This window comes from Paenibacillus ihumii (assembly GCF_001403875.1).
Classification (GTDB): Bacteria; Bacillota; Bacilli; order Paenibacillales; family Paenibacillaceae; genus Fontibacillus; species Fontibacillus ihumii.
In genome coordinates this window covers 267,493-288,431 of sequence record NZ_LN884299.1, presented here as the reverse complement: position 1 = coordinate 288,431, position 20,939 = coordinate 267,493, and the positions used below count along the sequence as shown (strand labels likewise).

Below are 20,939 nucleotides of genomic sequence, written 5' to 3'. Positions count from 1 at the left end.
AAGAAAGCTCGCAAGGCAACTAAGATTTGGAAAGGAGTAAGCTAAATGAAATGGGACGAATTTTTCGTCACAGGCGAACCGATGATTTACGGCGCGATGGTCAGTATTGTCGTGGTGTCTATCGCCATTGTTGTCGGGCTTACCTATTTTAAGAAATGGGGCTACCTGTGGCGTGAATGGTTAACGACCGTTGATCATAAAAAAATCGGTATCATGTATATCATTTCCGCGCTCATCATGCTGTTCCGGGGCGGCGTAGACGGCCTCCTGATGCGTGCGCAGCTTGCTATCCCAGAGAACGGACTTCTGGATAGCCAGCACTATAACGAAATCTTTACGACGCACGGGGTCATCATGATCCTCTTCATGGCAATGCCGTTTATTATCGGCTTGATGAACGTCGTGGTTCCTCTGCAAATCGGAGCACGGGACGTGGCGTTCCCGCGGTTGAATGCCGTCAGCTTCTGGCTGTTCTTCGCCGGAGCGATGCTGTTCAACATCTCGTTCGTCATCGGCGGCTCGCCGGATGCCGGCTGGACAGCTTACTTCCCGCTGTCAAGCATCGAGTTCAGCCCGACGGTAGGCAATAACTATTACTCCATTGCACTGCAAATTGCCGGGCTGGGTACGCTCATGACTGGGGTTAACTTCATCGTAACCATTCTCAAAATGCGTGCCCCAGGCATGACCTTAATGCGTATGCCGATGTTTACGTGGTCGATTCTGGTCACTTCCGTCATCATCGTGTTCGCGTTCCCGGTATTGACGATCGCGCTGCTGCTGATGATGCTGGACCGCCAGTTCGGCTCGCAGTTCTTCACGATGGCCAACGGCGGGATGGATATGCTCTGGGCCAACCTGTTCTGGGTATGGGGGCATCCAGAGGTATACATCGTTATTCTGCCCGCATTCGGTATCTTTAGTGAAGTCATCTCGACATTTTCACGCAAAAATCTGTACGGTTATAAATCGATGGTATTCAGTATGGTCATCATCTCGCTTCTGTCCTTCGTCGTGTGGGCTCACCACTTCTATACGATGGGACACGGCGCGATGGTTAACGGCTTCTTCTCCGTGACGACGATGGCGATAGCCATTCCGACCGGGATCAAAATATTCAACTGGCTGTTCACGATGCAGAAAGGCCGCATTGAATTTACGACGCCGATGCTGTATGCCCTCGCATTCATTCCGATCTTTACCATCGGCGGCGTGACCGGCGTTATGCTGGCGATGGCAAGTGCGGACTACCAATACCATAACACGATGTTCCTGGTAGCTCACTTCCACTACGTATTGATTCCGGGTACGGTCTTCGGGGTGCTTGCGGGAATGTACTACTGGTTCCCGAAATTGTTCGGCTTCCGCTTGAACGACAAGCAAGGCAAGCTCGCCTTCTGGATCATTGTACCGAGCTTTAATGTAACGTTCCTGCCGCTCTTCTTCCTGGGACTCAAGGGGATGACGCGCCGGATGTACACGTATTCCGCCGAGACGGGCTTCGGTCCGCTGAACCTGATTGCTTCAATCGGTTCCATCGGCCTGGCCATTGGCTTCGCGGTGCTCGTATACAACATTTACTGGAGCTTCCGCTATGCGCCTAGAGAGACGAACGGCGATCCATGGAATGCACGGACCTTGGAGTGGAGCACACCAAGCCCGATCCCTCATTACAACTTTGCGCGCATGCCTGAAATTAAGGGACGCGATGCGTTTTGGTTTGCGAAGAAGTCCGGCAAATCCCTGTATACCGGGGAATACAGCGACATTCATATGCCTAACAACAGCGGGCAGCCGTTCATTCTCGGTGCGATCTTCATGTTCTTCGGATTTTTCATGGTATTTAGCTGGTGGGTAGGGGCGGTAATCGGCGCCTTGGGTATCTTCATAATGATGATAGTCAGATCCTTTGAACGCGATCACGGACATTATATTCCTGCGAAGGAAGTTGTGGCGACCGAACAACGATTGCGGGGTGAACAGGTATGAAAATAGATCATTCAGTACCGCTGGAATACAGCACGGAAGAGAACAAAAACCGCATCTTTGGCTTCTGGGTATTTCTCGGAGCAGAGATCGTCATGTTCTCCACGCTCTTCGCCGTATATTTCACCTTGTGGAACCGGATCGGCAACGGTCCAACGGCCAAGGAGATTTTTGAAATCGGTCCGGTGCTGATCGAGACCTTCCTGCTCCTGACGAGCAGCTTCACGATCGGTCTGGCGATCAACAGCATGCGGCAAGGCTTGATGAAAGCGACGATGGGATTCTTTGCAGTAACCTTGCTGCTTGGCCTGGGCTTCCTGGGCGTCGAGATCTTTGAATTCGTGACGTATGTACACGAAGGCGCAACGCTGCAGACAAACGCATTCATGTCCAGTCTATTCACGCTGCTTGGCCTCCATGGGGCGCACGTGACGCTCGGATTGGTATGGGGCGGCGGGCTGATGCTGCAGATGAAGCGTGAAGGGTTTACGCCGGATACGGCGAACAAGTCGTTCATCTTCTCGTTGTACTGGCATTTCCTTGATGTTGTCTGGATTTTCATCTTCAGCTTTGTATATTTGAAAGGATTGATGTGACATGAAAAAACTGTTCCCGCTTCAACACGTCATGGGATATGTCTCTTCGCTGATCCTTTCGGTCGTTGCGCTGACCGTTCTGTTCTTCGATATGTCCTTCGGGATGCAAATGACGGTTCTGCTCGTTTGCGCGATCATTCAAATGTCAGTTCAGCTGTTCGTATTCATGCACATCGGCGAGACGGGCTCGAAGACATCGCTTTATACGAATATCGGGTACGCGCTGTTCGTAGGTTTGGTGACGATTTTCGGTACTCTGTTTACGATGATCTGGGGATATCAATAAGCGGATAGGCAAGTTGGATAAAGCTAGACTTATATAGAAATAACAATCACTCTGATCCAAAGGCGTAAGCCTGGGGTCAGGGTGATTTTTTTAGATACAAGAAGAAAGACACCTTACTACATAAAGTGGATCTTAGGCAAGATGACGACAAGCGCTCGCCAGATGCAATATTCGTACAGCCCATTAGATCTCGTTCACAACGTGTTGAGAGAGTCGAACAACATGTTCCAAGCCTCCATCAGGTTCCTGAGGATGTGAGAAGACGTTGGAAACCTCCTAGGTACTTCTTGAAAGCACATGAAGACACTAATCGAATAATTCTAGAAGTACAAGCGTCGTTAAATTGGCCGGATGAATTAACTGAAGATTTGGCGAAGCGTGTTGCAGAGAAGCAGAGATATGATGATATAGTAAGGGAAATGAAAGAAAATACGGAATAAAAGTAGGGGGCGGTTTAGCTACTATTTATACGAGTTACAATGCAGAAGGTGCGGGGGTGTCATTAAATGAACTCTTTACCGGTTACACTCATAATTCTAGAGAGGTTCCGTACATAGGACGTGGTGGATCTGAGCTTAAACTTAAAAAAGCCTGGATCTAGCAATATAAATCAAGCGGCAATGCCTAAGGAGACTCCGAATCCACCGAATACGAGTAATAAGAATCCTGTGTTTGGGGCAGATTGGAATGAGCATTTCCGAATAAATATGGAAAAGATGCGGTGGATTGAGTAAGGGAAAGGTGACTTACGCACGAAGGTTAAGACTAACACAGAGCAAAGCGCAGCTGCAAGAGAAGCGTCCAACTTCAAATTGTACTTGAAGAAAGAGAAGGAAGTTCTTGATCCGATCAAAATTATGGAAGCTGGCCTAATAAGGGGACGCCAAAAGCTGAGTATACTACAAATAATTTACCGAAAGATCTTTGTGAATGGAAAATAGTTAAGAGTTTAAAACTCAAACAACAAGATTGACAAACCATTATAAATTAAACAAACACTGATAAGCTTTGAAAGCTCCTCCCACTTAAATTATAAGCAGGAAGAGCTTTTTTTGCATACAAAATCCGTCTCTCCGTCTTAAAGCGGTCGTTCTTTCAGTACCTTGGAGAAACTTACATAAGGAAACGGATAGGAACCGTGAAATAGTGAATGTGTCTGAGTCTGATACAAGAATAGAAAGAGAGAATCGTTGATCCCTTTATTTATTGTAGGGATTTTTATCGACCATAAATAAATCGTGAGAGGTCTATTTCTTTTTGGATATTTATTTGTCCAAATCCTGTTTTTCTAACCAACATACTTTCAGGGCGTTTCCCTTAGTGGTAAGTAGAGTCATCAGAGCGTCCTACAAGGTAATCAAGGCTTACGTCAAAATAATCAGCCAGAGCATAAGCAATATCTAGACTAGGGATCCGCGTTCCTCTTTCCCAATGACTAACAATGGATCTGTCAACTCCTAAAGAAGCGGCAATGTCTTGCTGTGAGATTGACTTTTCAAGCCGTAAATTTTTAAAACGCTCCGCAAAAATTTCTCGATTTAACATAAACAGCTCCTTGACCATGACTATAAGTCACTATTTAAATTCATGCAATTTTGATTTGACTAAACAATGTAGATTTTTTTGAGAAGAAGGATAATCGTGAGTAAAATGAAGCGGCGCATCCTTATCAAAGAACTGGCTACTTCCTCCACGAGCCTGAAGGGCTGACTGCACATTTAATCTATCATGTGTCAGTCTTTCTTTCAAGGAACAGGAATTTAGATGAAGGGAAGAGGAAAATGAGAAGTATTTTAGAAGCGTTATATTGTGGAGATATTCGCCCTGAAGAAACGATAGTGCCAATTGACCCTGAATATCGTGCTTTAAACCGAAAAATATCTGAAGCCATGAAGATATTGGAGAAGAAGTTATCAGCAACAGAATTCAGTCAGCTTGAAGAATTACTAGATTTGCGAAGCAAATCCGGCTCAATCCATTCCACAGCTGCTTTTATCCATGGATTTCAACTTGGAGCACTAATGATGACAGAATTATATACAGCACGAAATGAGCTAGTAAGTAGTTGATGGATCCGTTCTTAAATTAATAAATGAGACTTAATACGATGTAATGAATTTTATAAGGCATATTTCAACCTAGTGCTTAGGAAGAAAAATCCAGGGTTCCACAAAAAGACCAAACAAATGCATTTTACATACCCTATAGGGGTATGATAAAATAAGCTTACAGGGAAAGGAGTGATAGCCGCATGGCTGAGACAAGAGAGAACGGGCATCATTGCGAAGATGACGCTTGCTCTGCAGAGAGCTTGGCTTCCACTGAAAGACGCAGTCATCATTCCGATGAGATGAAGAACAATTTGACCCGGCGCCTCAATCGGATTGAAGGACAAATACGCGGTATAAAGGGCATGATCGACAAGGATACGTACTGCGATGACGTGCTTAACCAAATTGCGGCTGTGCAGTCGGCTCTGAACAGCGTTGGGCGGCTGCTGCTGGAGGGCCATATGAAGAGCTGTGTCATTGAGCGAATTCAGGCCGGAGAGCCGGAAGTCGTGGATGAGCTCTTGATTACGGTCAATAAGCTAATGAAATAAGGGTAAATAAGAATGCTAAGGATATAGACAGGCAGAAGTGAAATTTTCGGCAAAGGATCCGAATGTTTGATCAAGCAAAAATTTAAGAGGAGGAATTAACATTGCAAACTGTTACATTAAACGTTGAAGGAATGTCCTGCAATCATTGCGTGAACTCGATCGAGGGCGCGCTATCCGAGCTGGGAGCAAGCGCTAAGGTCGATTTGTCCGCCAAAAGCGTCACGGTCAGCTATGACGAGAGCAAGCTCAGCGTAGAGGCAATCAAGGAAGCCATCGAGGATCAGGGTTACGACGTGGCATAAGAAGGTAAATTTAGAAGTGAAAAAGAGTCTGCCCGGGAATACAAGAAATCTTGTGATCCCGGGCAGTTTTTTTATAAGAACAGCATTGGCTAACAGCAATTTCCCATTTCTAGCCGCTCGGAATGATTCTCTAACCTGCAGGAAAGAGGTCAGATGCTCCGTTCAGCTAATCCAGGTGTCGGCTGTCTCGACAACCTTCCACGCACCATTCTCCAAACTCAGCTTGATGTTTATGCCGATGGCGCCTTTTCCTGATTTGTATTTCATGCCTTCAATGATGGCGCTGTCCTCGTTAATTTCAACCTTTTCGATTTGGAGCAGCACTCCTTTCAGAGCCATGCCATTCTCATGGAAGCTGTCTTCCTCGCTTTCCATGAGCTGCTCGAGGGTGGCCTCCTTGACCGGGACGGAAAACTTGCCCATATACTGCTCAATAAACTGTTTATCTTCTTCCGTTAGATGCGACAGAACGCTAAAGTCGATCGCAATATATTCCATACCCGCATTCAAGCCTTTATCGATAGGCATCATCGCTTCGAACGCCAGGCCGTAGAGCTGTCCCGCGCTGCCATCGATCTCTGCAGGCGAAGCCAGCTCCTGACCCGATTCCGGTTCCACAGCTTCCGTATCGTCAAGCCCTGTTCCCGCAGAGCTGTTCCCTGCTCCAGCGCTGCTGTCAGCAGGCTCCTGGAGCGGATCGACGGCGGCAGGTGGCTGAGTGCCTGGTTTGCCGCTAAGAACCTCTGTATTCTTACACCCTGTAAGCAGCAGGAATAAGACAATGAAGCAGGTGAAGCTTCGTAAAATCCGTCTGGTGTGCATATATGACCCCTCCTAACTATAAAACGGCTTCCCCATCGAAATAGTTGCTTGGAATCTGGAATAATTTAGCATGAGTCCATTTTGAATATTAAAGCTCAGGAAGAAATGGACTTAATGATCTCTGCTAACTGGGCAAGACTCTGCTCCATGTCTTTCAGAGAGGCATAGGCGTACGAGAGGCGTATATATTGATTCGCGTCCCGATCGTACAGATGGCCAGGATTGATGAGAATGTTCCGGCGGAGCGCCTGATCGAACAGCGTTCTCGCAGGGAGCTGCGAGTGCAGCTTGAGCCAAATGTAAAAGCCCCCGGGAGGCGCATTCCAGCTTGCGATATCAGAAAAATGCTTGTCCAGACAGCCCAGCATGATGGCTCGCCGCGCCTTCAGCTGATCGCGAACCCGCTCCATATGCTGCTCATACCATCCGCTGCCAAGCCATTCGGCTGCCGCTTGCTGGGACAACGTGCTGGAGCCGTAGTCGCTCTGCATCTTAATGTCGGCAAGGCGCTCCAGCACGGGCTGCGGTCCGGCGATCCAGCCGATGCGAAGCCCGGGGCTGACCGTCTTGGACAGGCTGCCGAGATAGAGGATGTTTCCGGCTGTATCCCGGGCTTTGAGCGGACGGGGAGAAGGCTCGTCCAGCCATAAATCGCGATACACATCGTCTTCAATGACCGGCAGGCCTTCGGCTTCGATGGCGTCCATCAGCTGCCTGCGGCGCTGCTCGGTCATCAGCGTCCCCGACGGGTTATGGAACGTCGGAATGGTATACAGCAAAGATGCGCTGTATTGTCTCGCGTATGCGCCGACCAGATCCGCCCGCAATCCTTCCTCGTCCATCGGGACCCCGCGCAGCTTCATGCCCGCGGATTGAAAGACGGGAACGGAGTACAGATAGGAGGGGCGCTCTACCAGTACAGCCGACCCCTGCTCAAGCAATCCGACGGAAATGAGCTGCAGCGCCTGAAGCGCCCCGGAGACGACGAGCACGGAAGCGGGAGAGGCCGCGATGCCGAGCTTCCGGAGCCGGGCCGCGAGCAGCTCGCGAAGCTGCGGATCTCCCATCGGCTCCCCGTATCCGAGCGAGGGAGTCCGATCCGCGACGCGGTGAAGCACGCTGCTCATCTCCCGGTGCGGAAGCAGCTCGGGCGACAGCTCGCCAGTTCCGAGCCGGACGATGCCGGGGTGGAACTCGGCGCGGTTGATCTCCTGGACGGCGGGCAGATTAGGCCGGTGTATACCGGACTTGACGTAGTCGTCCCAGTTCGTCGGAGGCTTGGCGGCAAGCGCGCCCCAGGTATGGTTGACCACCCGGGTTCCGCCGCCTCTGCAGCCCTCCAGCATCCCGGCGGCCGCAAGTTCCTCCAGGGCAGTCACGACCGTGCTGCGGTTCACCTTGAAGGCCTCAGCCAGCTTGCGCTGCGAGGGAATTCGGGTGCCTACGGGCCATTCGCCGCCGGCGATTTTGTCCCGGATATATTGCATGATTTGAACATGCAGCGGTGCAGCCGATTGTCGGCTGGGCTGCCAATGGGGTTGCTCCATAATCATCCTCCCAAGTAACTCTCAAGTAACTCTCAAGTAACTCTCAAGAAGCTCTCAAGAAGCTCTCAAGTAACTCTCAAGTAACTCTCAAGTAACTCTCAAGTACTCCCCGACTTAATCCTCCCCAATCGGGAGAAGCGGGTGCGCAGGGTACCATTCAAAACTTGTATCATTCTATTATATAATTTGGTTGGTTTGTAATCCATCCAAATGGCTGGAGCCAAAGTCAATCCTTTTTGCTTACAATGAAAACAGCAGGATTTGCAGAAAACGGAGGAATCGTAGGATGTGGGAAGCAATGATTTATGGATTTGTACTGGCCATCGGCTTGATCCTGCCGCTTGGCGTGCAGAATGTTTTCGTATTTAATCAGGGAGCGGGACACCGCAAATTTCGGCACGCGCTGCCAGCGGTCATCACGGCAGCTCTATGCGATACGCTGTTGATTGTCCTGGCCGTTGCGGGGGTCTCTCTTATCGTTCTGACGATATCCTGGTTGAAAATCATGCTGTTCATTGTCGGCGCCCTCTTCATGCTGTACATGGGCTGGTCGATCTGGCGAAGCCGTCCCGATCTGCCTGCGGCTGGTGAAGCCAGCCTTCCGGCGGGTAAACAAATGGTGTTCGCTCTATCCGTATCGCTCCTGAATCCTCACGCCATCATGGATACGGTCGGTGTGATCGGTACGAGCTCGCTCCGCTTTGAAGGGCTGGATAAAGCGCTGTTTGCCGGGGCGGCCGTCGCCGTATCGTGGATCTGGTTCCTGGGGCTGTGCTGGGCGGGTCGGCTGATTGGCGGCATGGATCGAAGCGGCAGGGTGCTGCGTTATATTAATAAGCTGTCGGCGCTCATCGTTTGGGCCATGGCGGGATATATTATTATCCAGTTATTATAAGAGGTGATTTCAGGGGATTAGAGGAGATGAGGCAGGGAGCATCTGGAGCAGGAGCACCAAAAGCAGGGAGCATCTGAAGCAGGAGCACCAAAAGCAGGAAGCATCTGAAACAGGAGCACCAATAACAGAGAGCATCTAAAGCAGGAGCACCTAAAGCCTAGTTAGAAAAGGAGAGAACAAAGCGATGCATAATAACAATCATTCGGAAGCTATAAAATCCGTGAATGAGACGGTCGCCTTGCTGCTGGGTCACCGTTCTATCCGCAAATTTAAGGACGAGGCGCTAACGCGCGAGCAGGTCGAAACGATTGTTGCAGCCGGACAGGCTGCTTCGTCTTCAAGCCATGTCCAGGCTTACAGCGTGATCGCCGTGACCGAGAAGAAGCTTAAAGAGGAGCTGTCCCGTCTGAGCGGGAATCAGGCGTATGTATACAGCTGTCCCGTATTTTTGGTATGGTGTGCCGATTTGTCCAGATTGAAAGCCGCCGCGCACAAGCATCGGCCCGGACAAGAAACCTACGAAGGCTCGATGGAAAATTTGATTGTAGCTACTGTGGATGCTGCCCTGGCGGCCCAGAACGCAGCGATCGCCGCGGAATCCATGGGGCTTGGCATCGTGTATATCGGCGGCATCCGCAATCAGATTGCCGAAGCTGCCCGTCTGCTCGGCGTGCCTGAGCTCGTCTATCCCGTCTTCGGCATGTGCATCGGCTATCCGGATCAACAGCCGATTCTTCGGCCGAGGCTGCCGCAGGAGGCGGTTCTGCATTGGAACGGCTATGATGCCTCCACTGCGGAGAAGCAGGTCGCACGATATGACGAGATCATGTCGGCCTATCTGCGCGAAAGAACCGGCGGAGCTAAGGACACGCCATGGTCGGAGCTGATGGCAGACAAGCTCGCCCAGCCCTCGCGAATGCATATGGCCTCCTTTTTGCGGGAACGGGGCTTTGGCACGAAATAAGAGATCTGCTCCAAGGGACTCGCTCGCTCCTCATATGCCATAGAAACGCCTCGTATTGTTGCGGAGACGGCGGCGCGCCTCCTCTGGAGCGATGCCCTGAATGGCGCCCCAGGCTTCAGCGATTTCCAGCACCATTGGCGGCTGGGTAAGCTGCCCTGCAAACGGCCCTTCGAAAGGCCAGGGGCCGTCTGTCTCCGCCATCACCTGATCGGCGGGATAGCTGCGGGCGAGCTCGATGATTTCCGGTTCATACAGCAGATCTGGGGTGAATGAGATGTAATAGCCGCGCTCGGCCATCTTTTCCACCGTGTGCCGGGAGCCTTTGAACCAGTGGAAATGGGCCTTCCGAATAGGGTAACGCTCCAAAATATCGCAAACGAGGTCGGCATCCTCGTAGACCGCATGGAGAACGACGGGCTTGTCATGCCGTTCGGCGAAGCTGAGGAACCGCTCCAGCAGCTGTACATAGGCGTTCAAATCGAGGCAGCGGCCTTCCTTGGCCCATTGCCGGCGGAGATAGTAAGGGAGGCCGATTTCCCCAACGGCGATCATCCGCTTAGCCCTGCGTTCCATCCAGGATAGCAGCCGGGCGGCCTCCTCCTCTGTCGGCAGGGGATTCTCCGGATGGTAGCCGAAGGCCGGATGAACGATCCCCGGATAACGCTCGGCGAGAGCCAGGTTAGCGATGGAGGATTCCAGGTTCGTGGATACGGTCACAAGTCCCTCTACGCCGGAGCCTCGCATATTTTTCATTAGACGCTCAATCTCTGCATTCTTGTATTGATCCAGGTGAATATGGGCATCGATCATGTTCAGGCCTTCCCTTCTTATCCGTTTGCCGGCCGCCAGCAGGCCCCTGTCCTCCAGACAAAGGCGGCATAGCGGCTTGCCTTATTATAGTTTTAGACCGGCATCCTGCCGTATTTTTACAGTTCATTTGCTTTTTTCCTAAGGGAGGAGTATAATAAACCATAGTTGATTAAAGTGATGCAGTACAGATATTCACACGTTGAAAAGAGTGTCACCTTTTGAGATGGAGCTTTTTTCAATGTGTGAATTTTTTTATGTAAAAATGAACATGTTAATATTTCTAGGAGGTACCTCAAATGGAAACTGGAACAGTAAAATGGTTTAACGCTGAGAAGGGCTTCGGCTTTATCGAAGTTGAAGGCGGAAATGACGTATTCGTACATTTCAGCGCAATTACCGGCGAAGGCTTCAAGACGCTGGACGAAGGCCAACGTGTACAATTCAACGTTGTTCAAGGCAACCGCGGCCCGCAAGCCGAAAACGTAGTCAAACTTTAATACAGGCTAAACTGCTCTTAACGGAACCGCCGTTAAGGGCAGTTCTGTTAAAGATGTCAAAAGCGGTCTGTCCACGAAGAAATTACGTCGATAGACGTTTTTCTTGTTTAAGGGGCCAGAGTTTCCCAATATAAATTTACCCCTATAACCCAAGGAGGGAAAACATGAATTACCGTAAAAAAACGTTAGAAGAAATTCCTGAGGAGAACACGCCGGTATGGTCTTGTACGAGCGAGAGCTGCAACGGATGGATGAGGGATAATTTTGCGTTTGATTACACTCCGGTATGTCCTCTGTGTTCCTCTGAGATGGAGAAGGGGATGCGCATGCTCCCCCAGCTGGTAAATACGAATTTAGATCAGAAGTCGCTGCCTAAAGGCGTGAAAATCGACAGTTAGTCATCGACCCATAACGAAGCAGCTGTACTCCGTTGGAGCTACAGCTGTTTTTGTGTTTAAATCCGCTACATTTGCTGATGATCATTCCTCCAATAGAGAATCGCGATCTGCGTGCGGTCGCGAACCTGGAGCTTGGCAAGAATATCGGTAACGTAATTTTTGACGGTGCCCTCGCTAAGGAACAGCTTCTGGGCAATCTCCTTGTTGGACATGCCTTCGGCAATCAGCGCTACGACATTCTGCTCGGCGGAGGTCAGTCCAGCGGCTCTTAGCTTGCTCTGCACCAAGCTCTCATGCGAGGCGGAGCCGTCAAGGGATGTCCCGTCCGATCCCGATCCCTGCCCCGGCTCGGAGCACCCCGGTTGAGTCTTCGCCTCTTGTCCCGCTGATGCTCTCCCCGCATCCATTCCAGCGTTCGCTGCTGCAGCCTCCTCCGGAACGCGGAGCAGGCCGGTCAGCTTGCGGGCGATATCGGGATGGATGAGCATGCTGCCGCTATGCACGGTTCGGATTCCCTGGATAATCCGGCTCGGCGGGATGTTCTTGAGCAGATAACCGCTGGCCCCGCTCTTGAGGGCCTCAATAATGAACTCATCGTCGTCGAAGGTGGTCAGGATGAGGACGGAGATCTGCGGGAACATGGCTTTGATCCGCTTCGTCCCTTCCACGCCGTCGCATTCCGGCATGCGAATGTCCATCAGCACCACATCCGGCAGAGGCACCTCGCCGCTTTGCAGCAGATTTACAGCCTCCAGCCCATGGCGGGCCGTACCCGCGACTTCAATCTGAGGATCCATGCCAATGAGCAGGGATAAGCTTTCCCGTATAAAAGGATCATCATCAACGATCAATACCCTTAAATCCGTATCTGCGTTTGCGTTCGCTGTCGTAATCGTCATAGCTTCACATTCACTCCCGCCTGATTATAGGACTTTCTCCTGGTGTGTTACAGGGAGCCGTGTCGTTACCGTAAAGCAGGGCTCCACCTCAATTTCAAGCCTTCCTCCCGCGACCTGGCAGCGTTCTCTCATCCCCGATACTCCTAAGCCGGCAGTTCTGCTGTTATTCCAGTAGGGGGGCGGTACAGCTCCGTCGTTGCTGACGGACATGCGGATTTCGCCTTCCGCGTAGACTAGGCGGATCTCGACGGCCCCGGGCCGGCCATGCTTCAGCGCATTGGTAATGGCTTCGCGTGCATTTTTATACATAATGATTTCCAGACTCGGATATAGGGGGTAAGGCTGCCCCTCCACGGTCAGAGACGTCCGGATGCCGTGCTCCCTGCCGATTTCCTCCAGCATCATGCCCAGCGCCTGGATTCCCGTCACCTCGGAGGGCGGCTTTAACCGGCGTACTGTGGAACGCAGCTCATCAAGCCCGGCGGAGAGCTGGTCCCGAATTTGTCCCAGCAGTGCCATTCCCTTGTCGGGATCGGCCGGAACCACATGCAGCGCAGCCTCCATCATCATTTTGGCCCGGATCAGGCGATGCCCCAGATCGTCGTGGAGCTCCCGGGAGATCCTTGTCCGTTCCTCGGCCTGAGCCGCTCCTTCCACCTGTCTGCTGAATAGCAGCAGGGTGCGATGAGACTCATCCAGCTCGTAATACCGCCTGCGCAGGTCATCGTACATTTGCTGGACGGTGTTCTTGTTGGTGATGGCCTGTTGGAGATAGGCGAGGGCGGCAGCCATAAACAGTAAAATCAGCAGAATGCCGATCCTCCAGCTTAGCGGCTGGGACAGCATGGCGAAGTAGACCGCCCCGAAGTGAAGCGCAAGCAGTTGGATCCGAATAAGCCTGCCAGGCAGAGCCGCATAGACAAAAACGGGCGATAGAGCCGCCAGGCTTACCAGGCCGCCATAGGCATGGCAGAGCCAGGCTGAGGCGGCGATAAGCAGAAGGCCCCATGCCGTTATTTGGATGCGGTCTTTCAAGAAGCGCCCCAGCACCGCTAAAGTGAACAAGGCCAGAATGTGGATGACATACCGGTCGTAAAGGGAATTTTGCAGCAGGAAAATATGAAAAAATCCCGGAAACAAAATCATCCCGTACATTAAGGGAAGAAGCAGCGGCCTCTCCATCGTTCTCCCCCTTTGCCTTAAATAAGATGCACTTATTATAGCATAATCCCTTGCCGGTAACGGGCCTGCAAAAGTGCAAAAATCCAAAAGCGTAGAAGCGCAAGATCAGGGCAATAGCAAGAGCAGGTGCAAGTGCTGGGGCAGGGGCAAGTGCTTGAGCAAGAGCAGGAGCAAGAGCAAGAGCAAGAGCAGGAGCAAGAGCAAGAGCAAGAGCAGGAGCAAGAGCAAGAGCAAGAGCAAGAGCAAGGGCAAGGGCAAGGGCAAGGGCAAGGGCAAGGGCAAGAGTAAGAACAACAGCAACAGCATCAGTATCAGTATCAGAAAGAGGTGACTTTCGTCACTTTAAACGGGTGACCATCGTTACCTTACGCGGAAGGGGCAGCCTGCTACAATGGATACAGAAGCAGAAGCACTGATACGTGGGAGGGCGAAGACAGAATGTCTTTTGTGGTAGTGAACAACGCGGTAAAAAGATACGGGGACAAATTGTCCGTTGATCATTTGAGCCTGGCCATCGAGGCCGGAGAAATATTCGGGCTGCTTGGCCCGAACGGGGCAGGGAAAAGCACGACCATCAATATGATCGTTGGTCTGCTGTCAATGGATCAGGGGAGCATTACGGTCGACGGGATCGATATCAAGGAACGGCCCCTGGAGGTGAAAAGGAGGATCGGGCTCGTTCCGCAGGATCTTGCATTGTACGAAAATATGCCTGCCGCGGATAATGTAGCCTTCTTCGGCCGATTGTACGGGCTGCGGGGAGGCGAGCTAAAGGAACGGGTAAAGGAGGCGCTGCGGTTTGTCGGCCTGGAGGAGCGGGCCAAGCATCGGCCGGATACGTTCTCCGGCGGGATGAAACGGCGCCTCAATATCGCCTGCTCGATCGTGCACCGCCCGAAGCTGATCATTATGGATGAGCCGACAGTGGGCATCGATCCCCAATCGCGCAATCATATTTTGGAATCGGTACGGGAGCTGAACCGCATGGGCTCTACAGTAATCTATACCAGCCATTACATGGAGGAGGTGGCCTCCCTCTGCGACAGGGTAGCCATTGTCGACCAAGGACATGTTATTGCCTGCGGAACAGAGCAGGAGCTCAGGGAGCGGGTAGCCGGCGAAGAGAAAATCGTCATGGCCGCTTCCGGCATAGGTGAAGCGGTATTGGCCGAGCTGAAGCAGCATCCGCGGATCACCCGCATCAAGGAGACCGGGAACGGGCTTGAGCTCTACACGCCGTCCTCGCAGAACGAGCTGCAGGATATTCTGTATATTTGCGCCAAGCATGACGCCGTGATCCATTCCGTCGTATGCGAGCAGCCGACGCTGGAGACGCTGTTCCTCAATCTGACCGGGCGTACGCTGCGGGATTAGGAGGGGATATGCTGTGAAGCTATGGACTATTGCTTGGTTCGAGCTGCGGATGCTCACCCGGACGCGCGCTGTGGTGCTGAATTTATTTTTGCTGCCGATGGTGCTTATTTTCATATTGGGCAATGCCCTGTCAGGTAATTTCACGGATGGCGGGGAGGCTGCGGTAGAGCAGGCCAAGGTTATAATCGTAGAGCCGAAGACCGAGGGAACTGCCGGGCAGAGGGAGCTTGGAGCCGGCTTTGGACTCCGGGAATTTTTAGATGCTCCGGAAATCAGCCAGCGTCTGCAGACTGAGAGCATAGGGAGCCGTGATGATGCGGTCAGGGCGCTGATTCAGGGGAACGCGGATTTTGCCGTGGTCATTCCGGCTGACTTCGAGGAGCGGGTCATGGCGGGGAAGGCAGCCACGTGGGAGCTGATCCCCGGTAAAGACAGCATGAAAAATCAAGCTGCCACGATGGTATTTCAGGCTTACCTGGATGAAGTGAACCGGGTGCAGGCTGCAATCATCGCTTTGGGGCCGAAGGCTGCTGTAGAGGCGATGGGAGCCATGGAATCCATGGGGGGAAGGGGGGCGGTAGGCTCCCCGGAGACCTCATACGTGGAGACGGCTTCCTTGAATGCACGCGGCGAGACGTACTCTTCTTTTCAATATTACGCAGCCTCCATGCTGATCATGTTCCTGCTGTATTCCAGTCTATCGGCCAGCATCAGCCTGTCTGAGGAGAAGCGCACCAAGACGCTGTACAGGTTAAATGCGATGCCTGTGAGCACGCTGGAGATCTTTTTGGGAAAAATCGCCGGGAACAGCTTGGTCGCTTTTTTGCAGGCTGTTGTCATCATTGGCGGAACGACGTGGTTTTACGGCGTGGATTGGGGGCGTCACCTGGGGCTGCTCGTCTTGATTTGCGTGCTTGTCATCACCGCCTCCATGATGCTGGCCATAATTATTACTCTGCTGTCCGGCTCAGCTACGGTTGCCCGATCCGTCGTCGTGACGGTTATCGTGATCATGACATTTCTAAGCGGGGGCTTTCAGCCGCTGCCGATCGAGCTGATTCAGCGCATGGGCGAATTCACGGTGAACCATTGGGCGCTCCAGGCCATCCTGCGTTTAATGCTCGGGGAAGGTCCTGATGAAGTGATGAAGTACGTAGCGATGCTTGGCCTATGCTGCTTGCTGCTTCTCGCGGCTGGCATCGTTTCATATCGGAAGGTGGGTTATCATGAGTAGCTTGACGATTGCCTGGAATGTCATCAGACGGACGATCGGCACCCGGAAAGGGATACTGGGCTATATTCTGCTGCCTTGCGTTGTTATCGCTCTCGTAATTGCCCTGTTGGGGCGGGAAGAGATGACGCTGCAGCAAATCGCATACGTGGACCGGGATCAGGGCATGGCGAGCGCATTCTTGCTGGAGGAGCTGGCAGGCAAGCCAGGCTATGCTCTGCAGCAATATGAGGATGAGGCGGAGATGAAGGAAGCGCTGCTGTCCAAAAAAGCGGCAGTAGGCTTTACCATCCCAGCCGGGTTCACCGAGGGTGTCCGCTCCGGAGGCGTCCCCAAGCTTCTGGTCTATGATTTGATGACGAACGAAGCGACCTTTACCCTTCGCATTAGCCTGGAGGGGCTCGCGCGGGGGCTGGCATCTTCCGCTGGGCTGGTGAAGGCGGCTGCCGGAGAGGACGGGCCGAGCGGCACCGCTCTGGGCGATGTGCTCCGCGAGACGGGGATGCATCGCGTAACCGCTGTTAGCGAGGATTTGCGCCTCTATCCGAGAAAGGGGCTTAGCACAGTTACAGGCTTTACGCTGATGTTCCTGATGAGCCTGATCAGCAGCTCGGTGACGCAAATCGTCGAAGACCGCAGCAAGCGGACGCTGGCCCGCATCTTTAGCGCCCCGGTCAGGGCATGGGAGATCGCCGCGGGCAATTTTCTCGGGAGCTTCTTCGTCGGCATCATACAGATTGCGGTCGTGCTCCTGCTCAGCCGCTGGGTGCTGCGCTATGACGCAGGAATCCCGCTGCATCTGCACTTCATCGTGCTGGCCACCTTCATGCTCGTCGCCATGGGCATCGCGAGCGCCGCGGCCGGATTGATCCGCAATCCGCAGAACGCCGGGATGCTGAACAACTTGATCATTACCCCGACCTGCATGATCGGAGGCTGCTTCTGGCCGCTCTCCTTCATGCCGGAATACATGCAGAAGGCGGCTAATTTCGTCCCGCAGAAATGGGCGATTCAGGCCGTCGAGCAGCTCTCCTCCGGGAGCAGTCTGGGAGGGATCGGCATCCCGCTGCTTATTCTCGCGCTTATGGCTTTCGTCCTGCTGATTATCGGCTCGGCGATACTTCGTCCCAGCGAAGGGCAGGCAAGGGGATAAGGGAGCCGGCAGTTTAACTGCTGCTATTGCATTTAGCTCTATCCATCGCTATCTAACGCTAGATGGCATATAAAAACAGGTTATCCGGTTGACGAGCGTCGTCATCTGGATAACCTGTTTGTCGTATGAATAGGGCAACAATAAAATGTAGTGGAAAAAGATTGCAACCCTCTATAAAATTTAATATGTTGGAAGCAAGCTTACGCTTTGGGATTAGTCCGCATGAAGCTGTCCTGTAATGCGGCGGTATTCCTTCAGCATGAACAGCCGCCAGCGAAGAATCATCCCGTAAGCCAGCAGGAAAAATACGGAGCCTGTCTGGAGCACCGAGATGTATTGCTCCACGACCTCATGCAGGACGAGCCTCAGCGCAAGCAAGCCAATCAGGATATAGGCAAAGCCGCGAGAGCGTTTGGCGTAAACTTCGCCGTCGATCAATTCGAACTGGGTGCTGCGGTTCAGCGGATAAGAGAAGAACAGCCAGCCAACGGCAAAGGCGATTACGCCCCATAGTACCGGGATGTGCATATCGGGAACGATGAACATGCCGAAGCCCGTAGTCATGCCGAGCGGCGGGATAATGATCTTCTTGATCGTTACTGGCCTGCGGCTCGCCTTTAACCGGATGAATAACGCAAGTACAGCCATGACGATGGCTCCAACAGTTACAAAAACCTGCATATAAGAAGGAATGATTACATTCATGAAATGTCCCTTTCTTGAACATGTGTAGTTTTATGCAAAATGGCTATTCATGACAGGTGATGGCGAGACCATTATAACATAAATCACATGCAGAAAATAAAAATGGGCGGAAGGCTCGCTAAATCATTGGCTTAATGTTTCAAGGATATGACGGAAAGGGGAAAGGAAAATGAACAGCGAGTTTACGGTTGCCCTGCATTGCCTTCTTTTTCTTCACATGAATGCGGACTGTATCGCCAACAGCGAGAAAATCGCGGCGAGCGTAGCGACGCACCCTGCCCGTGTCCGCAAGGTGCTGAGCCTGCTAAGGAAGCAAGGGTATGTGGCGACGAAGGAAGGAGTGGGCGGCGGCTACTTGCTCAGCGCCGATTTGAATGCCATCAGCCTTGGCGATTTGTATCGCCTGTTCGCCAGGGGCTCCCTGCAGCCCGGCTGGTGCTCGGGCAGCGAGGAATCGCCCTGTCAGGTATCCTCGAAGATGCATGAGGTGATGGATCGGATTTTTGCCGGGGGAGAGGATCAGCTTGAACGGTATTTTGACGGAATCCAGGTATCCCGAGTGAAGGATTTACTTCTGGAGCTGCGAGTCTAGAAATTTAATCAAACTGATTGGGGGAAAATGCAATGAGCATCAATAACCAGGAAGTACAGTATTTCTACGTTGGGGGCTATTCGGCCCGGGAGGGGGAGGGAATTCATCTCTGCAGCTTGGATACCGGTAGCGGCGAGCTTCGCCTTCATCATGGAACATCCGGAATAGAGAATCCTTCTTTTCTGATTGTAGCGGATAGCCAGGGCGCTGGACGCTATGAAGACGCACGGGATGGACAAGGAAATGAAAGCGGTTCCGGAGTGGACATGGCTAACTTTGCAGGCACTGCGCTGACGGGCTCGGGAGCATTGCGGCTATACGCCGCTATAGAATCCGAGGAAGGCCAGGTTGCTGCTTATGCCGTTGATTCGGCTGACGGCAGATTGTCTCTGCTTGGTACAGCGAGTACAGAGGGTGCGGGGCCGTGTCATTTGTCGCTGTCCCCTTCCGGGCACCTGCTTGTCGCCAACTATTCCAGCGCCCACGTGAACAGCTTCGAATTGGACGGAGAGGGGAACTTATCCCGTATGGCATCGGCTGTCCAGCATATTGGCAGCGGCTTCCGCCAGGATCGCCAGGCAGCGGCCCATGCCCATAATGTTGTCCCGTCGAAGGATGGCCAGTATGCCTTCGTATCCGATCTTGGCCTTGACCAGATCATCATTTACAGGCTGGAGGAAGGCAAGCTGGTGACCCACCGTGAGGTGTCGCTGCCGCCCGGAGCAGGGCCGAGGCATTTCATCATTCACCAATCTGATACGATCGCTTATGGCGTTAATGAGCTGGACAACACAGTTACCGTTTATGCTTACAATCCTACGCAGGGCATCTTGGAAATTATCCAGCACGTAAGCACGCTTCCCGAGGACTACGCCGAGGAGAGCTATGCGGCGGACATTCATTTCTCGCCAGACGGCAAATATGTATACGCATCGAACCGTGGCCATGACAGCATCGTCCGCTTCCGGCTTGACCCATCGACGGGCCAGCTCAGCGAGCCGGAGTGGACTAGCGTAGGCGGAAAATGGCCGCGCAACTTTGCTGTTCTGGACGACTACGTGCTCGCAGCGAACCAATTCAGCAGCACCATCACCCTTCTGCGCCGTGATCCGGCTACCGGCAGCCTCTCGCTAACCGACAGCAAGCTGGAGGTCAAGGATCCCTCCTGCATCGCGGTAGTTCCCCGGTAGCCGTACCGATTTCTTGGCGGAGTGTCAAGCTCGACGCTTGTGATGATTGTAGCGTCTGCGGTATCTGTGGTGGTGGGGGGCCTGTGGTGCTGGCGTGCTGAGGTGGTGCCTGTTGAGGTCTGGTATCTATGGCGCTGTGATATCTGTAATATCAGTGGTGTTGCTCTTATGTGATATTTGCGATATCTCTAGTTTCTGCGATCCTTAGGGCTTATTTTTGAATTCGCGATATCTCTAGTGTCTGTAGCGTCTATAGGGTGAGTTAGTAATAGCTATTATAATGGCAATAACAGCTGTGGAGAGAACGGCCTATCAGTGGGAACTGAAAACTGGCTTGTGGTCAATGGCTTAGACGAGGATTGCTGGTTGATGGAGATCAACGGGTGGGATGAGCACTATATAAGCACTAGATGAGCACTATATGAGCACTATATAAGCACTATATAAGCACTATATGAGCACTAGATGAGACTATATGTAATGAGTTTAGATTTGTGAGCTAGGTGGCAGGATTCGATTATAGTACGTTGATTTCGGAGACTGGTGCGATAACTGGTGAACAAATTTAGTTTGCTCGATAGTTGGTGTTGATCTGCGCCGTGCGGTTTGGTGAGTTCATTGATGCATTCCAGCACCGTAGTGTTAATTGATGAGAACAGTGGTGTGTCCAGCGCTGTAGTGTTGTTTTGATGAGAATAGTTGTGTGTCCAGTAAGCGGTGTTACGGCGGGGGGACGGTTGGTCAGCCACCTGAATGCGTAACGGACACAGAAGCCGCTATTTGTGAAATAACGGGGAATTAGGAGAGCTAACGGACCTACGTTCCGCTATTGCACCGAAAAACGTGTTTTTGCTAGCCATTTTGGCCGAATAGCGGAACCAGGGTCCGTAAGCTTGGCGAAAGAAGGG

General features: G+C 52.3%; 23 protein-coding genes. 16 read left to right on the top strand and 7 right to left on the bottom strand.

All coding sequences use genetic code 11. From position 1 onward, the window contains the following. The first annotated feature begins 45 nt into the window (after positions 1-45). The 3 genes from qoxB to qoxD are packed head-to-tail and all read left to right on the top strand — an operon-like array spanning position 46 to position 2,868. Positions 46-1,989, top strand: coding sequence for a cytochrome aa3 quinol oxidase subunit I (gene qoxB / locus BN2762_RS09155; protein WP_055106715.1), 1,944 nt, complete (start codon positions 46-48; stop codon positions 1,987-1,989). Then, the gene (locus BN2762_RS09150) at positions 1,986-2,582 is read left to right on the top strand and encodes a cytochrome c oxidase subunit 3 (RefSeq protein WP_055106714.1); all 597 of its coding nucleotides are present in this window, start codon (positions 1,986-1,988) and stop codon (positions 2,580-2,582) included. The genes qoxB and BN2762_RS09150 overlap by 4 nt, the downstream gene beginning before the upstream one ends. Before the next feature lies 1 nt (position 2,583). After that, on the top strand, positions 2,584-2,868 hold the full coding sequence (gene qoxD / locus BN2762_RS09145) for a cytochrome aa3 quinol oxidase subunit IV (protein WP_055106713.1): 285 nt from the start codon (positions 2,584-2,586) through the stop codon (positions 2,866-2,868). Between the two features lie 1,317 nt (positions 2,869-4,185). Here the strand turns inward: qoxD and BN2762_RS09140 are convergent. After that, positions 4,186-4,431: a helix-turn-helix domain-containing protein gene (locus BN2762_RS09140; RefSeq protein WP_230202465.1), complete on the bottom strand. Its 246-nt coding sequence runs from the start codon at positions 4,429-4,431 to the stop codon at positions 4,186-4,188. 218 nt (positions 4,432-4,649) lie between these two features. On the opposite strand from BN2762_RS09140, the gene BN2762_RS09135 reads away from it, so the two are divergent. The 3 genes from BN2762_RS09135 (at position 4,650) to copZ (ending at position 5,772) form a co-directional block, all read left to right on the top strand. Next, the gene (locus BN2762_RS09135) at positions 4,650-4,937 is read left to right on the top strand and encodes a DUF6809 family protein (protein ID WP_055106711.1); all 288 of its coding nucleotides are present in this window, start codon (positions 4,650-4,652) and stop codon (positions 4,935-4,937) included. A 182-nt stretch (positions 4,938-5,119) separates the two neighbouring features. Then, positions 5,120-5,470, top strand: a complete 351-nt coding sequence (locus tag BN2762_RS09130; RefSeq protein ID WP_083484831.1) for a metal-sensitive transcriptional regulator — start codon at positions 5,120-5,122, stop codon at positions 5,468-5,470. Between the two features lie 101 nt (positions 5,471-5,571). Continuing rightward, positions 5,572-5,772: a copper chaperone CopZ gene (gene copZ, locus BN2762_RS09125; RefSeq protein WP_074048605.1), complete on the top strand. Its 201-nt coding sequence runs from the start codon at positions 5,572-5,574 to the stop codon at positions 5,770-5,772. A 162-nt stretch (positions 5,773-5,934) separates the two neighbouring features. On the opposite strand, the gene BN2762_RS09120 is transcribed toward copZ, so the two are convergent. Next, on the bottom strand, positions 5,935-6,594 hold the full coding sequence (locus BN2762_RS09120) for a hypothetical protein (protein ID WP_055106710.1): 660 nt from the start codon (positions 6,592-6,594) through the stop codon (positions 5,935-5,937). Between the two features lie 95 nt (positions 6,595-6,689). Further along, positions 6,690-8,141, bottom strand: coding sequence for an aminotransferase-like domain-containing protein (locus BN2762_RS09115; protein ID WP_055106709.1), 1,452 nt, complete (start codon positions 8,139-8,141; stop codon positions 6,690-6,692). A 286-nt stretch (positions 8,142-8,427) separates the two neighbouring features. Here BN2762_RS09115 and BN2762_RS09110 point away from each other — a divergent pair, with 286 nt between their 5' ends. Further along, on the top strand, positions 8,428-9,036 hold the full coding sequence (locus BN2762_RS09110; RefSeq protein ID WP_055106708.1) for a LysE/ArgO family amino acid transporter: 609 nt from the start codon (positions 8,428-8,430) through the stop codon (positions 9,034-9,036). A gap of 220 nt (positions 9,037-9,256) precedes the next feature. After that, positions 9,257-10,000, top strand: coding sequence for an oxygen-insensitive NADPH nitroreductase (nfsA, locus tag BN2762_RS09105; RefSeq protein ID WP_055109870.1), 744 nt, complete (start codon positions 9,257-9,259; stop codon positions 9,998-10,000). Positions 10,001-10,030: 30 nt separating this feature from the next. Here nfsA and BN2762_RS09100 read toward each other — a convergent pair whose 3' ends face one another. Next, positions 10,031-10,810 carry a TatD family hydrolase gene (locus BN2762_RS09100; RefSeq protein WP_055106707.1) on the bottom strand — a complete coding sequence of 260 codons (780 nt, stop codon included), beginning with the start codon at positions 10,808-10,810 and terminating at the stop codon, positions 10,031-10,033. A 296-nt stretch (positions 10,811-11,106) separates the two neighbouring features. Between BN2762_RS09100 and BN2762_RS09095 the strand changes: the two genes are divergently transcribed. Then, positions 11,107-11,307, top strand: coding sequence for a cold-shock protein (locus BN2762_RS09095; protein ID WP_009223993.1), 201 nt, complete (start codon positions 11,107-11,109; stop codon positions 11,305-11,307). Between the two features lie 164 nt (positions 11,308-11,471). Next, on the top strand, positions 11,472-11,705 hold the full coding sequence (locus BN2762_RS09090; protein WP_055106706.1) for a cold-shock protein: 234 nt from the start codon (positions 11,472-11,474) through the stop codon (positions 11,703-11,705). Positions 11,706-11,770: 65 nt separating this feature from the next. Here the strand turns inward: BN2762_RS09090 and BN2762_RS09085 are convergent, their stop codons facing one another. Together BN2762_RS09085 and BN2762_RS09080 are read right to left on the bottom strand one after the other, a co-directional pair. After that, positions 11,771-12,604 (bottom strand): response regulator transcription factor, encoded by an 834-nt coding sequence (locus BN2762_RS09085; protein WP_055106705.1) that lies wholly within the window; start codon positions 12,602-12,604, stop codon positions 11,771-11,773. Positions 12,605-12,628: 24 nt separating this feature from the next. Further along, the gene (locus BN2762_RS09080; RefSeq protein WP_055106704.1) at positions 12,629-13,786 is read right to left on the bottom strand and encodes a sensor histidine kinase; all 1,158 of its coding nucleotides are present in this window, start codon (positions 13,784-13,786) and stop codon (positions 12,629-12,631) included. Positions 13,787-13,912: 126 nt separating this feature from the next. On the opposite strand from BN2762_RS09080, the gene BN2762_RS26840 reads away from it, so the two are divergent. From BN2762_RS26840 to BN2762_RS09065, 4 genes are all read left to right on the top strand, one after another. Then, the gene (locus tag BN2762_RS26840) at positions 13,913-14,074 is read left to right on the top strand and encodes a hypothetical protein (protein ID WP_222861048.1); all 162 of its coding nucleotides are present in this window, start codon (positions 13,913-13,915) and stop codon (positions 14,072-14,074) included. 150 nt (positions 14,075-14,224) lie between these two features. Beyond that, complete coding sequence (locus BN2762_RS09075; protein WP_055106703.1) at positions 14,225-15,160, top strand: ABC transporter ATP-binding protein; 936 nt, start codon at positions 14,225-14,227, stop codon at positions 15,158-15,160. A 13-nt stretch (positions 15,161-15,173) separates the two neighbouring features. Continuing rightward, entirely contained in the window at positions 15,174-16,394 is a 1,221-nt protein-coding gene (locus BN2762_RS09070; RefSeq protein ID WP_055106702.1) for an ABC transporter permease, read from the top strand. Next, positions 16,387-17,544 carry an ABC transporter permease gene (locus BN2762_RS09065; protein WP_055106701.1) on the top strand — a complete coding sequence of 386 codons (1,158 nt, stop codon included), beginning with the start codon at positions 16,387-16,389 and terminating at the stop codon, positions 17,542-17,544. The genes BN2762_RS09070 and BN2762_RS09065 overlap by 8 nt, the downstream gene beginning before the upstream one ends. Positions 17,545-17,757: 213 nt before the next feature. On the opposite strand, the gene BN2762_RS09060 is transcribed toward BN2762_RS09065, so the two are convergent. Further along, positions 17,758-18,249 carry a CcdC family protein gene (locus BN2762_RS09060; protein WP_055106700.1) on the bottom strand — a complete coding sequence of 164 codons (492 nt, stop codon included), beginning with the start codon at positions 18,247-18,249 and terminating at the stop codon, positions 17,758-17,760. A gap of 169 nt (positions 18,250-18,418) precedes the next feature. Between BN2762_RS09060 and BN2762_RS09055 the strand changes: the two genes are divergently transcribed. Continuing rightward, positions 18,419-18,841 (top strand): Rrf2 family transcriptional regulator, encoded by a 423-nt coding sequence (locus BN2762_RS09055; protein ID WP_055106699.1) that lies wholly within the window; start codon positions 18,419-18,421, stop codon positions 18,839-18,841. A gap of 32 nt (positions 18,842-18,873) precedes the next feature. Next, positions 18,874-20,031, top strand: coding sequence for a lactonase family protein (locus tag BN2762_RS09050; RefSeq protein ID WP_055106698.1), 1,158 nt, complete (start codon positions 18,874-18,876; stop codon positions 20,029-20,031). The last annotated feature ends 908 nt before the right edge of the window (positions 20,032-20,939 follow it).

Excerpts from the sequence above, each read along its gene's own strand:
- qoxB (WP_055106715.1), top strand. The coding sequence starts at position 46 with ATGAAATGGGACGAATTTTTCGTCACAGGCGAACCGATGATTTACGGC.
- BN2762_RS09150 (WP_055106714.1), top strand. The coding sequence starts at position 1,986 with ATGAAAATAGATCATTCAGTACCGCTGGAATACAGCACGGAAGAGAAC.
- qoxD (WP_055106713.1), top strand. The coding sequence starts at position 2,584 with ATGAAAAAACTGTTCCCGCTTCAACACGTCATGGGATATGTCTCTTCG.
- BN2762_RS09140 (WP_230202465.1), bottom strand. The coding sequence starts at position 4,431 with ATGGTCAAGGAGCTGTTTATGTTAAATCGAGAAATTTTTGCGGAGCGT.
- BN2762_RS09135 (WP_055106711.1), top strand. The coding sequence starts at position 4,650 with ATGAGAAGTATTTTAGAAGCGTTATATTGTGGAGATATTCGCCCTGAA.
- BN2762_RS09130 (WP_083484831.1), top strand. The coding sequence starts at position 5,120 with ATGGCTGAGACAAGAGAGAACGGGCATCATTGCGAAGATGACGCTTGC.
- BN2762_RS09120 (WP_055106710.1), bottom strand. The coding sequence starts at position 6,594 with ATGCACACCAGACGGATTTTACGAAGCTTCACCTGCTTCATTGTCTTA.
- BN2762_RS09115 (WP_055106709.1), bottom strand. The coding sequence starts at position 8,141 with ATGGAGCAACCCCATTGGCAGCCCAGCCGACAATCGGCTGCACCGCTG.
- BN2762_RS09110 (WP_055106708.1), top strand. The coding sequence starts at position 8,428 with ATGTGGGAAGCAATGATTTATGGATTTGTACTGGCCATCGGCTTGATC.
- BN2762_RS09100 (WP_055106707.1), bottom strand. The coding sequence starts at position 10,810 with ATGATCGATGCCCATATTCACCTGGATCAATACAAGAATGCAGAGATT.
- BN2762_RS09095 (WP_009223993.1), top strand. The coding sequence starts at position 11,107 with ATGGAAACTGGAACAGTAAAATGGTTTAACGCTGAGAAGGGCTTCGGC.
- BN2762_RS09090 (WP_055106706.1), top strand. The coding sequence starts at position 11,472 with ATGAATTACCGTAAAAAAACGTTAGAAGAAATTCCTGAGGAGAACACG.
- BN2762_RS09085 (WP_055106705.1), bottom strand. The coding sequence starts at position 12,604 with ATGACGATTACGACAGCGAACGCAAACGCAGATACGGATTTAAGGGTA.
- BN2762_RS09080 (WP_055106704.1), bottom strand. The coding sequence starts at position 13,786 with ATGGAGAGGCCGCTGCTTCTTCCCTTAATGTACGGGATGATTTTGTTT.
- BN2762_RS09075 (WP_055106703.1), top strand. The coding sequence starts at position 14,225 with ATGTCTTTTGTGGTAGTGAACAACGCGGTAAAAAGATACGGGGACAAA.
- BN2762_RS09065 (WP_055106701.1), top strand. The coding sequence starts at position 16,387 with ATGAGTAGCTTGACGATTGCCTGGAATGTCATCAGACGGACGATCGGC.
- BN2762_RS09060 (WP_055106700.1), bottom strand. The coding sequence starts at position 18,249 with ATGAATGTAATCATTCCTTCTTATATGCAGGTTTTTGTAACTGTTGGA.
- BN2762_RS09055 (WP_055106699.1), top strand. The coding sequence starts at position 18,419 with ATGAACAGCGAGTTTACGGTTGCCCTGCATTGCCTTCTTTTTCTTCAC.
- BN2762_RS09050 (WP_055106698.1), top strand. The coding sequence starts at position 18,874 with ATGAGCATCAATAACCAGGAAGTACAGTATTTCTACGTTGGGGGCTAT.